This window comes from Paenibacillus sp. FSL L8-0333, from assembly GCF_037965665.1.
GTDB lineage: Bacteria > Bacillota > Bacilli > Paenibacillales > Paenibacillaceae > Paenibacillus_AQ > Paenibacillus_AQ odorifer.
Genome location: NZ_CP150186.1, coordinates 3,709,119 through 3,723,247 on the forward strand (window position 1 = coordinate 3,709,119; position 14,129 = coordinate 3,723,247).

General features: G+C 43.4%; 14 protein-coding genes and 2 riboswitches. Of the genes, 2 read left to right on the forward strand and 12 right to left on the reverse strand.

All coding sequences use genetic code 11. The annotated features are described in order from the left end of the window. Positions 1-8: 8 nt before the first annotated feature. Positions 9-482, reverse strand: coding sequence for a preQ(1) synthase (queF, locus tag NYE72_RS16515; protein WP_036687775.1), 474 nt, complete (start codon positions 480-482; stop codon positions 9-11). A 163-nt stretch (positions 483-645) separates the two neighbouring features. Beyond that, a riboswitch (PreQ1 riboswitch) is annotated at positions 646-689 on the reverse strand. A gap of 319 nt (positions 690-1,008) precedes the next feature. Here queF and NYE72_RS16520 point away from each other — a divergent pair. Next, positions 1,009-1,344 (forward strand): hypothetical protein, encoded by a 336-nt coding sequence (locus tag NYE72_RS16520; protein ID WP_036687547.1) that lies wholly within the window; start codon positions 1,009-1,011, stop codon positions 1,342-1,344. Positions 1,345-1,407: 63 nt separating this feature from the next. Here the strand turns inward: NYE72_RS16520 and murB are convergent, their stop codons facing one another. From murB to NYE72_RS16575, 11 genes are all read right to left on the reverse strand, one after another. Next, complete coding sequence (gene murB, locus NYE72_RS16525) at positions 1,408-2,319, reverse strand: UDP-N-acetylmuramate dehydrogenase (RefSeq protein WP_036687548.1); 912 nt, start codon at positions 2,317-2,319, stop codon at positions 1,408-1,410. A gap of 150 nt (positions 2,320-2,469) precedes the next feature. Beyond that, positions 2,470-3,270 (reverse strand): ABC transporter ATP-binding protein, encoded by an 801-nt coding sequence (locus NYE72_RS16530; protein WP_036687549.1) that lies wholly within the window; start codon positions 3,268-3,270, stop codon positions 2,470-2,472. A 55-nt stretch (positions 3,271-3,325) separates the two neighbouring features. Next, entirely contained in the window at positions 3,326-4,360 is a 1,035-nt protein-coding gene (locus tag NYE72_RS16535; RefSeq protein WP_076273257.1) for an iron ABC transporter permease, read from the reverse strand. Then, positions 4,360-5,415 (reverse strand): iron ABC transporter permease, encoded by a 1,056-nt coding sequence (locus NYE72_RS16540; RefSeq protein ID WP_051491521.1) that lies wholly within the window; start codon positions 5,413-5,415, stop codon positions 4,360-4,362. The genes NYE72_RS16535 and NYE72_RS16540 overlap by 1 nt, the downstream gene beginning before the upstream one ends. A 220-nt stretch (positions 5,416-5,635) precedes the next feature. Then, positions 5,636-6,643 carry an iron-hydroxamate ABC transporter substrate-binding protein gene (locus NYE72_RS16545; RefSeq protein WP_081389272.1) on the reverse strand — a complete coding sequence of 336 codons (1,008 nt, stop codon included), beginning with the start codon at positions 6,641-6,643 and terminating at the stop codon, positions 5,636-5,638. Between the two features lie 203 nt (positions 6,644-6,846). Continuing rightward, on the reverse strand, positions 6,847-8,664 hold the full coding sequence (locus NYE72_RS16550; protein ID WP_036687552.1) for an APC family permease: 1,818 nt from the start codon (positions 8,662-8,664) through the stop codon (positions 6,847-6,849). A gap of 124 nt (positions 8,665-8,788) precedes the next feature. After that, positions 8,789-8,948: riboswitch (cyclic di-AMP (ydaO/yuaA leader) on the reverse strand. A gap of 194 nt (positions 8,949-9,142) precedes the next feature. Beyond that, positions 9,143-9,607: a disulfide oxidoreductase gene (locus NYE72_RS16555; protein WP_036687553.1), complete on the reverse strand. Its 465-nt coding sequence runs from the start codon at positions 9,605-9,607 to the stop codon at positions 9,143-9,145. Further along, entirely contained in the window at positions 9,604-10,356 is a 753-nt protein-coding gene (locus NYE72_RS16560) for a DsbA family protein (protein WP_036687554.1), read from the reverse strand. The genes NYE72_RS16555 and NYE72_RS16560 overlap by 4 nt, the downstream gene beginning before the upstream one ends. 161 nt (positions 10,357-10,517) lie before the next feature. Beyond that, entirely contained in the window at positions 10,518-11,834 is a 1,317-nt protein-coding gene (locus NYE72_RS16565; protein ID WP_036687555.1) for a hemolysin family protein, read from the reverse strand. Between the two features lie 314 nt (positions 11,835-12,148). Beyond that, the gene (gene gerQ, locus NYE72_RS16570) at positions 12,149-12,613 is read right to left on the reverse strand and encodes a spore coat protein GerQ (protein WP_036687556.1); all 465 of its coding nucleotides are present in this window, start codon (positions 12,611-12,613) and stop codon (positions 12,149-12,151) included. Positions 12,614-12,734: 121 nt separating this feature from the next. Continuing rightward, complete coding sequence (locus tag NYE72_RS16575; protein ID WP_036687557.1) at positions 12,735-13,166, reverse strand: cell wall hydrolase; 432 nt, start codon at positions 13,164-13,166, stop codon at positions 12,735-12,737. Positions 13,167-13,460: 294 nt separating this feature from the next. On the opposite strand from NYE72_RS16575, the gene NYE72_RS16580 reads away from it, so the two are divergent. Next, positions 13,461-13,871: a hypothetical protein gene (locus tag NYE72_RS16580; protein ID WP_155288137.1), complete on the forward strand. Its 411-nt coding sequence runs from the start codon at positions 13,461-13,463 to the stop codon at positions 13,869-13,871. Positions 13,872-14,129 lie beyond the last annotated feature (258 nt).

Genomic DNA, 14,129 nt, shown 5'->3' on the forward strand with positions numbered 1-14,129 from the left:
GTTGGAATTTAGCGGTTGTCCACTTTTTCTGGATAGAGGTCGTGATTGATTAAGCGGTGTTCCGCCATCGCCTCATACTTCGTACCCGGTCTTCCATAGTTGCAATAAGGATCAATTGAAATGCCTCCGCGCGGAGTGAACTTGCCCCATACCTCAATGTAACGCGGATCCATCAATGAGATCAGATCATTCATAATAATGTTGACACAGTCCTCATGAAAGTCACCATGGTTGCGGAAGCTAAACAGATACAGCTTTAATGATTTGGATTCCACCATTTTTTGTTCAGGAATATACGAAATATACAGCGTGGCAAAATCCGGCTGACCCGTTACAGGACACAAGCTAGTGAACTCAGGGCAGTTGAATTTAACAAAATAATCACGTCCGGGATGTTTGTTATCAAACACCTCCAGAATGTCTGGATCATAACCAAACTTGTACTGTGTTCCCTGATTACCAAGCAAAGTAACTTCTTGCATTTCCTCTTTCAATCTTCCTTCTGACACGACAAAAAACCCCTCTCTTTTCCTTCGGCCTTGGCCGGTAATGGAAAGAAGAACGAGATTTCGAAAACTTGGCTCCACTAAGAAGAAACGGAAGCAACGTCCGGATAAAGGACAGCAACCGCTTGTACTGTTTAATATATTCTTAGTTTTTTATAGAGGGAGTTCGCGAACCTCTCCTGCACAACTTTAGTGCAGACTTCTTCTTAAAGCATAAAGCATATTGCGTCTTGAACTATACCATGGGTAGCCCGCTCCTGACAAGTTCTACTCTTTACTGTTACCTTATACAGATCAGCAAATCACTCCAGATTAACGTGGATAGACCTGCGTATGTAGAGATTAGGAAGCTCAAAACCAATGCCAATTTGATTGTGGATTTCTTTTTAATGACATGAATTATTCATATGGTTAATTAAGATGCGGCAAAAAAAAGGATTCAAATCCTAAGAAAAGGGTAACTTATTCATAATAATCTTCGAGCTAAGGGTGGGAGCATTTTATGGAACAAAGTATACAGCAGCTTATGGATTGGCTTAACAATCATTTGAATGAAACAATCGCTATTGAAAAGAAAGAACTTCGTGATTTGGATAAAGTTCATTTCAATTTAGAGTCCGTAGATTTCCGGAGTGCAGACGATGTTATTGATGAATATCTTGGAAGTGCACTGATATTAAGAGGTTTCGGCAGCACACTTAACGCCGATGGTGAACTGGTATCCCTGCCACAATCCACTTATGATTTAGCTGTTGAAGGTCTTCAAATCGTAGACTTAGCCGACCGCAAGGCAGAAATAACTACGGACAGAGCTAATTACACCCTTTCAGTAGATTAAACGAACATGATTATGATAAGCAAAAAGAGCCCACAGCGATTGCGGGCTCTTTTTGCTTATCATTTATTCTTCTCCAATGATCTCCACTTCAGTTTCCAGCTCTACACCGAATTTATCCTTCACAGTCGCTCTTACATGGTGGATTAGCCCGATGTAATCACTGGCTGTTGCATTATCTGCATTCACAATAAATCCCGCATGCTTCTTGGATACCTCAGCACCGCCGATTCTTGTACCCTGTAAGCCGCTCTCTTGAATTAACTGACCTGCAAAACGGCCTGGAGGCCGCTTAAATACACTCCCACAGGATGGATACTCAAGCGGTTGCTTCGATTCACGTAAATAAGTTAGTTCATCCATTTTTGCCTTGATCGTTAAAACATCACCGGAAGTCATAGCAAATTTGGCCTCAAGTACAATGTACTCACCGCTTGCGAACACGCTTTTTCTGTAACCCCATTGCAGCTCATCACCTTGCAGAGTTACCAATTGCCCGTTCTTATTTATAGCTAGTGCACTATGCAGGACATCTTTGATCTCACCGCCATAAGCACCTGCGTTCATATAGAGCGCTCCACCAACTGTTCCTGGAATGCCACAGGCGAACTCAAGACCCGTAAGCTCCTTATCAAGTGCATATCTGGAAACATCAATTATTTTGGCACCACATTGCGCATATAAGAGATTGTCGCGAATCCCCATTTCGGTCAGTCCTGCCGTTTGCAGAACGATCCCACGTACACCTCCATCACGGATAATCACATTGGAGCCATTCCCAAGTACCGTAAGGGTTATCCCATTTTGTTCTGCATATGTAACGATCTTTTGAATTTCATCATAAGTAGCTGGTGCAGCCAAAATATCAGCTTTGCCGCCCATTTTAGTGTACACGTGATCTTTTAAATTCTCATGACTTTTCACTTTTCCTGCAGTCATTAGCTGCTCTAGGTCATCTTGAATTTTGTCAATATTCATGTTTTCATGCTCCTTTAACCATGTATAAATGATGGTCCTTGATCTATTTTAAAGAGTTATTATGAAATTGTAGGCAACCACAACTGTAACAACGAACAGGCTCCCTTGTCAATGACGGGAGCCTGTTCGTTGTATGATTTTAGATGATAATTACACAGCTTTATAGGCAGCAAGCTCGTAAGGAAGACACAGTGGCACACCCGTACGTGGATCCGGAACGATATCCGCTTCAATTCCAAACACTTCCCGCAATACATCTGGTGTCATAACCTCAGTAGGTGAGCCTTCGCTAACCACAGTACCGGACTTAATCGCTACCATATGCTGCGCATAACGAGTAGCATGATTCAAATCATGCACGACCATGATGATGGTACGACCTTCTTCCTCATTCAGCTTTTGCAATAGCTGAAGAACTTCGAGCTGATGCGCCATATCTAGGAAGGTTGTAGGCTCGTCAAGGAATAAAATATCTGTTTCTTGAGCTAACGCCATAGCGATCCATGCGCGTTGACGTTGTCCACCTGAGAGACGGTCAATAGGGCGATCATGAAAAGATTCCATGCCCGTAACAGAGATGGCGTTGGAGATGATGTTGCGATCCTCAGCGGTCATCGTGCCAAATCCCTTCTGATGAGGGAAACGACCGTAGCTGACCAGCTCAGATACCGTCAGACCGTCAGGAGCCGTTGGGTTCTGCGGTAGAATCGCTAGCTGCCTAGCAACCTCTTTAGTTGAAAAGTTATGGATCGATTTGCCGTCCAGCATTACGGTGCCACTCTTCGGCTTCATAATCCGGGCCATCGTTTTGAGGATTGTAGATTTACCGGAGCCGTTAGCACCTACTAGTGCAGTGATTTTTCCCGTAGGGATAGACAAGTTCAATCCTTTAACTATAGTAGCCTCTGCATACCCAATACTTAATTCTTCTGTATTCAAACGTTCTGACATGATCTACAACTCCCTTAAAAGTTTTATGGAGCTATGCTCCTAAGTATGAACTAATTTACGCTTTAGACTTGGCGAGTAAATATAAAAAGTAAGGTGCGCCAATAATCGCAACCACAATGCCAGTCGGAACTTCCGCAGGTTGCAACACCCATCTGCCGATGGTATCAGCGGTAATCATAAGAAGCGCCCCTGTCAAAGCACTAGCAGGTAATAACACCTGATGACGGGGTCCCACGAGCCTGCGAGCCAGGTGTGGTGCTATCAGGCCGACGAAGCCAATACCTCCGCTTACTGCGACGCAGGAGCCGGCAAGCGCTACGGCTGTTACCAGAAGGAGAATACGTTCCTTCTCCACACGCATTCCTAGACCTAATGAAGTATGGTCCCCTAGATTCAATACATTTAGAACCCGGGCTTTATAGAAGGCGAACGGTAACAGAATCACGATCCAAGGCAGCAAAGCAAGGACGAATCTCCAATCCCCACCCCATATTTTCCCGGCGATCCAAGTAGCTACAAATTGATAATTATTAGGATCAAGCCTAAGTGCCAATACAAGCTGGCAAGCATTGATTCCTGCAGCGACCGCAATCCCGATAAGGATCAGCCTTGTAGGAGACAGACCATCTGCCTTCCGGTAGGCAAGAATATAGATTAAAGCTGCGGTCAGGCCAGCCCCACCAAGCGCTAGGAGAGGCAAGACAAATACCGGAGCTGCGGTTGTAGCCGGAAAGAACGAGATGAAAATGATTACAGCAAAACCTGCACCAGCACTTATGCCCAGCGTAGCCGGTTCAGCGAGTGCATTACGTGCGAGACTTTGTAGAATACAGCCTGACACTGCAAAGCCCGCTCCAACTAACAATGAAATTACGATGCGGGGTAATCTGAAATCAAATAAAATAAGCTTTTGCTGATGTGTTCCATCACCCAGCAGTGTATGTAATACCTCCAGTGGGGATAGACGCATAAACCCTGTATTCATACTGACTATAAACACCACGACGATCAGTATAGCAAGGAGCGATAACACCGTTATGGTGCGTGTGCGGCGTTCTTTTTCATCTGGAGTAAGGGTTATTTTGGGCATTACAGCTCCCCCTTCCGCTTACTCGCTAAATAAATAAAGAAAGGTACGCCGATGATGGCAATTAAGGCTCCTAGCGGTGTCTCATACGGTGCATTTATCATTCTTGCGGCAATATCTGCAAAGATAATCAATAAGCTCCCCAGAACAGCCGAGCAAGGTATAATCCAGCGGTAGTCCACTCCAACGAAATAACGTGTAACATGTGGAATAATTAGTCCTATAAAAGCAATCGGGCCAACCGTTGAAACCGCACTTCCAGCTAAGATAACCACAACAATCATACATGCCAACTGAACTAACCTTGTCCGCTGCCCCAGACCAACCGCAACTTCTCTTCCTAAGCTGAGCAATGTAACGGATCGTGATAACATCATCGCTGCAATTAAGGCTACGGCCACCCAAGGGAATATAATCTTGATCTGAGTCCAGCTAGCTCCCCCCATCCCACCGGCTAACCAGAAGGCTATATCCTGAGATAAGTTGAAAAGAATAGCTACTCCCTGACTAATAGCAACCAATAAAGCACTAACTGCCGAACCTGCTAGTGTCAATCGCAAGGGGGTCAGGCCATTAAAAGAAAGCGAACCGATTCCGAATACGATAAAAGAGGCCACAGCGGCACCGATAAAGCAATACAACATTAGTGAAGTGAATGAGAGTGAGGGTGCAAAAGCAAATACTATTGCCAGCGCTACTCCTGCTCCTGCATTCAAGCCTAACAGCCCTGAATCCGCAAGCGGGTTTCTTGTCATCCCCTGCATGATAGCCCCTGCTACTGCGAAGCAAGCACCGACTAAGGCGCCAGCAATAGCACGTGGAAATCGCAGTTCTCTGATCACCTGATGTTTTTGTAAATCTGGATTGAAATGAAATATAGCTTCCCATACTGTAGCTAACTTGATATCTGCCGCACCCACTGAGACCGAAAGTGCCAATCCGAAGGCAATAGCAGCAAGTCCAAAAATAAGAATACCAATGGCAGCTGCCGGTCGGGTATGTAGAGCTTTTTTGGGTTCATTGTTAATACGATTTGCGAAATCTGAGGGTGAAACCATGGGTTGTCTCCTTATTCAATAGTTACAATGGTTTATATGATAACAACAATCATTCTCATTATCGCAAAAATATTTATGTTGTACAATTGCAGGAACGATTTTTCCGTACTATGGGATTGGTTTATAAAAAAATGGTGCAGATCTTTGTATCACGAGATACTTGATCTGCACGCCCTTCCCCACCGAAATGATCAGTCTCATTCATGGTGAATTACGACTTTTATTTCACAAGACTTTTTAGCACATCGTCAATGATTTTGCTGCCAGCGTTCGCACCACTGTAAAGCCAGCTGCTTGTTGAGCTCATTTCATGCACATTTCCAGCTTTTACAGCTGGGATGCCCTTCCAAATTGCACTATCTAAGATCTCCGAACCCTCAGTCTTATCACTATTTACAAGGAAAATATGATCTGCAGTCAGCTCAGAAAGCTTCTCTAGCGAGATCGGATTCCAAGTTGCTCTTGTTCCTACTGGGATCTCTGTTACTAAGTTAGGCAGCTTTACGCCAAGGTCTGTATATAATACAGCACCACTGCTGCGGGTTTCGTCTACAATATAGAAGTTTTTTTGCACCAACCATAGAATAGCCGCGGACTCTTGTCCAATAGCTCCTGCAAGCTGTTCTTTCGCAGCCGCTGCTTTAACATCATAATCTTTAATGGCTTTTTCTGCTTCAGGGGTTTTGTTCAAAATCTCACCAATCTTGAGCAAAGATTTGCGCCAATCTTGATTTAGTTCATCCCCAATTACATAAGTGGGTGCAATCTTATTCAACTGATCGTAAATCCCGTTCTGAACAGAAGACTCCGATGGGATGATAATAAGATCCGGAGCAAAGCTGGTTACAGCCTCTAACGGAAGATCGTAACTAATTGTAGGAACATCCTTCAATTCAGTGGCCAGATAATCCTGAACGCCATTTGTAACTGACCATTGAGCTACTGGAGTCACACCCAGAGTTACCAATGAGTCTTCCAAATATGAACCCAGGACGCGCTGTGGATTAGCCGGAATCGTTACTTCATGGCCCATTGCATCTGTTAATGTCTTAGGAGCAGCAGGTGCCTCTGTAGATTCTGCTGTAGGAGCTGTTGTAGGCGCTGTTCCTGCATTTGATGAACTTTCAGCATTATTATTACCACAAGCGGAAAGTAATAGCGTCATCACTATTAGTCCGCTCATTGTCACTTTCATGCTTCCTGATCTTTTTCTGTTAAGCCAAAACATTAAAAACCCTCCTATATGTAACTGCTTTGATATTCAAAGGTGACCTTTACCTCTGCTTCACTTTTAAATGATATTGATTCTCATTCTCTGTGTCAACATATAAATTTCAAATTCTGTGGATTTGCAACAATTTCCTTCATATAAAATACAAAAGAGGTTATATTCCGAACGTTCCGGATATAACCTCATCTTTAATCTTCTACTTATTTATTTAAATGATAAGGGACAGTCGCTACTACAACGTCCTTTTGATTCATTAGATACGAGCGGATTAAAAAGCTGGTCTGATTATGAAGCACGGCTTGCCACCAATGTTTGGTAATAAACTGTGGAATCAGAATCGTGATGTGATCCGTCGCAGCTGTCTTCCACTCAACCGTATCGATAAACTTCACTAACGGACGAATGATACTACGATATCTGGAGCGAAGTACAATCAGGCGTACGCCTGGATTCCATTCCTCCCACCGTTGCTCCATCTTATGAATGTCTTCTTCATCAAAGCCTACATACACAGCAACAACATTATCTGTTAGAGACTTCGCATAGCTGATGGAATGTAATACAGCACGTGTAACCCCTGCAACAGGAACAACTACAGTACTTCCTTTAATTATAGGTTTATCAGTAGCCGGACATATACGCAGTTGATCCGCAGTGTTCAAATAGTGCTTATGAATACGGTGGAACACGAACATTACAGCAGGTAAGAAAATGAATGCCATCCATACGCTTGAGAATTTAGTAATAATAAATATAAGCGTAATCGTCAATGTAGTCAGCATACCGATGGTATTTACAACAAATCTTTTCACCCATCCAGCAGGTCTTGTTTTGATCCAATGCACCATCATCCCCAGTTGGGATAAGGTAAAAGGAATGAACACGCCTACCGCATAAAGTGGAATCAAACCTTCCGTATTCCCATGGAATGCAGCCACAAGTATGATAGACATAACTCCTAGAAAAATAATGCCGTTTGAGAAGCCCAGGCGGTCACCACGGACCATAAATGCGTGTGGCAGATATTTATCTTTTGCAAACATAAAGGCAAGCAGCGGAAACGCTGAATATGCTGTATTAGCTGCCAAGAACAAAATCACTGCTGTAATCCCTTGAATGAAAAAGTACAATCCGCCACGGCCAAAGGTCGATTCAGCGATCTGAGAGACAACCGTAGCCTTTTCATCTGGCACAATACCATACCAATACGCCAGCACAGTGATTCCGGTAAACATAAAGCCAAGGATAAGTCCCATGATCATTAGCGTCTTGGCTGCATTCTTCTCAGCCGGTGCTTTAAAGTTTGGGATCGCATTAGATACGGCCTCAACCCCCGTTAGGGCTGAACAACCAGAGCTAAACGCTTTTAATAGTAGAAACAAACTTACATTAGATACGGCGCTGCCTATTTCAGGAACATTCGCATGCGCGCCACCCATTGCATATTTAACGATACCGGAGATAATCAGAACAACAATCGAAACCACAAACAAATACACTGGAATTGCGATGAACGAAGCCGATTCAGTCACTCCGCGAAGATTAATGATTGTTAATAGAACGATAACAGATACAGCGATGAGAACAGTATGATTATGAAGACTTGGAAAAGCCGATGTGATCGCATCCGTCCCTGCCGAGGCACTAACCGCTACGGTAAGAATGTAATCCACCAATAATGAACCCCCAGCGAGCAGCCCTGTCGGAATACCAAGATTGCTCTTGGCTACGATATAAGCTCCGCCTCCTTGCGGATAAGCAAAAATCGTCTGCCGATAGGATAAAATCAGGATGGCCAGCAGGCCCAATACGGCTAATGCAATTGGCAGGGAATACCAGATGGCAGTAAACCCGGCAGCCACCAGTACAATCAGTATTTGTTCCGTTCCGTAGGCTACAGACGAGAGCGCATCAGAAGACAGGACAGCCAGTGCTTTAACCTTGGATAACTTTTCATGATCGAGTTCATTCGACTTCATCGGACGTCCGATCAATAGTCGTTTTACCTTGCTTACCATGGTGGATACAGTTCCTTTCTTTGGGAGCTGAAACGGAATTTCCGTGCGCTGTTTTCATCGGTGGATTTCATAAATGCAGACACAAAAATAAGCATACGGAAATGATCCGCATGCTTATGCATGGTCATTTTCCCACCTTGCTTACGAGGTTAGCTGGCGGATTCGGGCTGTGGTTATAGCCCTACGGTACAGGTCTGTTCGACCCGGTTCCGATTCACCCCATTGGCATGAATGCCAAGTTTGGTTCCCCCGTTTTTCCTAAGAAAATTCAGCGCATATTCAACTTCTCACAAGGTCTAATATTAGTCTACAAAGTGCCTACAGTAAAGCGTTGAAAAAAATGAAAAAAGAATGAAAAAACATCCAATAAGCTCAAATATAGCGTCTTATTGGATGCTCTCTTTCATTATCTTCAATTATCCCTCTAGCCCGTGATTTTAATACCTTTTCAGCTTTTTTGTAACTTCCAAAGCGAAAACTAAAATCCTAAGCTCTCCTCTGCATCTACTTCAATCATTTCTTCTTCCTTACGTCCATACCAAAGAAGGAGACTAATTAGAGCAAAAGCGATTAAAGCTAACAAAGGAATCGTAATAAATCCGAAGTAGTTCAAGTAATCTTTATTACAAGGAACACCAATTGTACAAGGTAGAACTTTACTTAACGCTGGAATCTTCTGTTCCGCATAATGATAGATTGAGATACTGCCACCAATCAAACTTAATGGAAGCACATAAGGAATGATGCGCTTATCTCCACGGAAAGTGGCAATTCCCAACAAAAATAACTGCGGATACATAAAAATCCGCTGAAACCAGCAAAGCTTACAAGGTTCATATTTCAAGACTTCACTTAAATACAAGCTACCAGCTACAGCAACCAAAGAGACAAACCAGGCCAGATAGAGGCAGTTACGCTTGCAAAAAGATAGGAATTTTGTCACTTTGCCTCCACTGCTTTTGCGGCGGTGTTAATTTCAGATGTAATCGCTTCAATATCGAAAGGTTCAGCCGTTTTCACCCCATTAATGTAGAGCGAAGGCGTAGTTGTCACGCCTGCGTCAGTTGCCAACTGAATGTCTTTCTTCAGCTCATCTGCATAAGTTTTCTCTTGGATGTCTTTACGCAACAGATCGTAATCGATCGCTAATTTCTCTTTTTCAGCAAGGCTTATCAAGAAATCCTCAGTGGCCCATTCGTCGCTCTCATCCCCTTGCTGCGCATATACAGCATCATAGAACTTCCAGAATTCATCCTTATTCTGATGGTATACAGACAATGCAGCTAGTGAAGCTGTCTCAGAGTCAGGACCAACGAAAGCCATATTTACAAAGTAAAGAGCTGCTTTTCCCTCGTTGACAAAATCTTGAACAATTTTCGGTTTCATGGAGCCAGCAAACTGGGAACAAGCTGGACATTTGAAATCGCCAAATTCAACAAGCTTAACAGGTGCATCCTCATTACCAATCCTAGGTAGCTCACTGTAATTGAATTCTACCGGTTCTCCTGTAGAGACATTCTTTGCTGCATCTTTCGAAGCTAACATAAACAATCCAACAAAAATGATAACTACTACAGCTATTGAACTAATAACTAAAATTCTCGTTTTCTGCTTCTGTTGCTCCTGTTCTACCCGTCGTTTCTCTTGTTTGCTCAACTGGGGAACATTTGGACTTTTTTTAGGTTTACTCAAGGAGAATTCCTTTCTGTCCTCTAGGGACTAATGTAGTTTTTATCATATACATTTAAAATTATATAATTATTAATCTCTTTTTGGCAAACAGTATAGTCAAAAAAAACAGCGTGACTCCAAAAGGAGAAACGCTGCTCTTATTTTAAAAATATATAATTCCATCAAGCTCCAGCTTCTTCATTCAATAACTGTAACCGCAATAGCTTAATTCGAGAAATTCGCTTATTCTCAGTCTCTTCTACAATAAATAGATGATCATCAAATTCTACGGATTGCCCTTTTTGAGGTGGATTAACCTCCAATTTAGAATACAGCCAGCCGCCTATCGTATCGTAATCCTCAGTCTCCATATGAAGACCCAAAAGATCATTAATCTCTTCAATAAGCATCAAACCGTCAATGGAGTGTTCATCCTCGCCAAGCTTCTCAACACCGGGACGTTCCTCATCAAATTCATCCTGAATTTCTCCAACAATTTCCTCCATGATATCTTCCAATGTCACCATTCCTGAAGTTCCACCATATTCATCGATCAATATGGCGATTTGTGTCTTCGCACGCTGCATAACTTTCAGCAAAGCGCTAATCTGAATGGATTCCGGCACGGTTAATATTGGACGAATTAATTTCTGATAACTTTGCGGGCGATCCTTAATTAAGTCCTTTATATGGATGAAGCCTAAAATATGATCCTTATCACCATCACAGACGGGATAACGTGTCCTCATGCCATCATAGGCAATCTCAAGGTTCTCCTCAGCAGAAACATGATTATTCAGACAGATCATCTCTGTCCGCGGAATCATGATCTCCCGAGCCATGGTATCCACAAATTCAAAAATATTGTCAACCAAAGCCATTTCAGTATTATCGATAAAGCCGCTTTTGTTACTTTCCTGCATGATAATACGAATTTCTTCTTCCGTATGCGCCGTTCCCAGCTCTGAAGCCGGGGCTAATCGGAAAATTTGCAGTAAACCACGCGCCAGCCCATTAACGATCCATATCACTGGATACATGATTTTGTAAAATACATTCATCGGTCCTGCTGTTAGTAAAAGGACAGATTCAGCCTTGTTAACAGCAATGGTCTTAGGTGCAAGCTCACCTAATACGATATGCAAGATAGTAATGAACATAAGAGCAATAACCAAAGATACAACATTAACAGCAGTTTCTCCTAAACCTATGCTTCCTAATAAAGGCCCTATAAGATTAGCTATAGCTGGTTGACCCAGCCACCCTAATGCAAGTGAAGCCAATGTAATGCCGAGCTGACAGGCTGAGAGATAGCCATCCAGGTTGCTGACAATGCTTTTTGCATTAAAAGCTTTTTTACTACCTTCTTCAATCAGGGTATCAATTCTACCACTTCGCACTTTCACCATTGCATATTCGACTGAAACAAAAAATCCATTTAACAATACCAACAAAATAATAAGACCAACATGTAATATACCGGGTAAAGGGTCGCTCAATTTATACTCCTATCCACCATTTTCCGTACATGGATGGATAGGCCCACCTCCTTCGTTTTTTCAGAGTATTGGCAAAATGCTCGCCGTTTGTTCCTTTCAGTATCAATTTCCCAATGGTTTCATCTCCAGTCTAGAATCACGTTTTTGAATATATACTTTATTATATTAATATATTGGGGCAAACCGCAAGCATGCGTGTCCTTTCGAAAAAAAATGGGCAGTGATTATCAAGATTATTCCATAAATTAATCACAAATAAAAAGAACTCCTAACCGTTTGGCGTTGGAGTTCTTCTCATCGAAGATGGATTACATTTAGCGACAATTTCTCATCGTTGGAGGATTGCCAATTACACCTGGGTATTGATAAGTAAGGGGCTCATCGAAGGTAGCATAATCAAAATAAATCATAAGTAAGACGGTGCGTTGGCCAGTCGCAGGGTCACTGATAATAATGTGGTCACGGCCTGCCGCTTCCAGCACACCCTTGTAAACTTTGGCATTCCAGTCTTTGTTGTTCTCATAAGTAAAATAAAACGTACCTACTTTTCCTAAATTCAGGCGGAAAATATTTTCGATGTAGGATTGTTCGAACGTTTGTGGTGGATTCTGAACTACTACTCCCCCTGGCGTCATTGGACTGCCACTGCTTACTTGAGGTGGCATGCTGCCCATGCCTTGCATTCCTGATGACATCGGCATTCCGGAAGACATTGGCATACCTGAAGAAGAGACACTACCGATGGTATAAGTTACGGGGCGGTAAGGTTGAACGATCATTTAATGAAACCTCCTAAATGTTTATCGGAGCATAAACTCCTTTGGACACAATTGAAATCACTCTTACTTTCTGTGAGAATTACTCATTTTATTGAGTAATTCTCTTTGCACAGTTACCATTCTAATTGCCGATAAATACAGTCGGGCAATCTTCTCCGGTCGGAGTAAAGAAGCAATGGGCTTTGAAGCGGCCTGTGTTTTGTTGGTTATACCAGGTTGCAGGACAATCACCTGCGGGTCTGAAGAACCACAAAGCATTGGTAGCTGGCCAGGTTCTTTCACCTGCAATTACACGTTTGGCTAGACGGATATCTGCTTCTCTGGCTCGCTGATAGAAGTATCCCTTCTGCGGCGCTTCGAAACCTCCTGGACTTTGATAGACCATGTCATTCACATTCCGAATGTTATTAAAGTCCAAGCAATTGCCAAGAATCCGGTTGACGCCAACATTGCCGACCATGAGCATACCGAGTTCTCCATCTTCCTCAGCTTCCGCTCTCATCAACCGCGCCAGCACCTTCACATCTTCCGAGTTCGTTTTGATGACGGCCACGCTGTCTCCTCCTTGGGGTCACTTCTTGTAGCAACCTCGTTCTTAACTGCATGCTGTATAGTATGTGCATTCGCCTAAGAGGTGACAGTTCCCGCCTATTTTTTAGAGTAGGGATTTTTCCTTTTAACCACTCAGCAAATCCCCTTTATCTACACTCTAAGCTGCGTTTGCCCAATTACATTCGCGTTACAGCGTAAGAGTCGGGGGCAGCTGCGGTGTTAGCGACAATGTCAGCGTCAGCATCGATGTCCTCGTTAACGACAGCGTTAGCGTCTGAGTCGGGGGGCGGTGTCGGTGTTAGCGACAATGTCAGCAGCGTTAGCATCGATGTCCTCGTTAACGACAGCGTTAGCGTCTGAGTCGATGTTGGTGGCAGCATCAGGGTCGGCGTCGGTGTTAGCGCGTCAGTACAGCATCAGAGTCGGCGTCGGTTTTAGCGTCGAATCGGTGCTGGAATCGTTGTCGGTGTTAGCCACAATGTACACGTCAGCGTCGATGTCCTTGTTAGCAACAGCAATAGCTTCAACGTCAGCAACAGCATCCACGTCAACGTCCGCTCAGAAGGCGCTATCGGACACAGCTGACCTTATTCGCGATATTAATCCACTTTTGGGATTCTATCGGACCCCAAAGCCCCTATTGGCCCGCAAAGCACCGATTATAAGCATCTTTCTAATGAATAGCTGCATTGGAGTCCGAAACTAGGCTCAAAAGGCTGTGAAATTACAAATAACGTCATCTGGGTCCGTAAGGTAAGAGGGTAATGAATATCTGACACTTAATAGATGATCGCACCTACAGTGAGCTTTGAGAGCTATAGTATCAGTGAGCTTTGAGCGCTACGGGATCAGTGGGCTTTGAGAGCTACAGGATCAGTGGGCTTGAATGGTACATAACCAAAACGCAAAGCAGCGCTCCTCCATTAGCATGGGGATCGCTGCTTTGATTTTATATAACAAATGA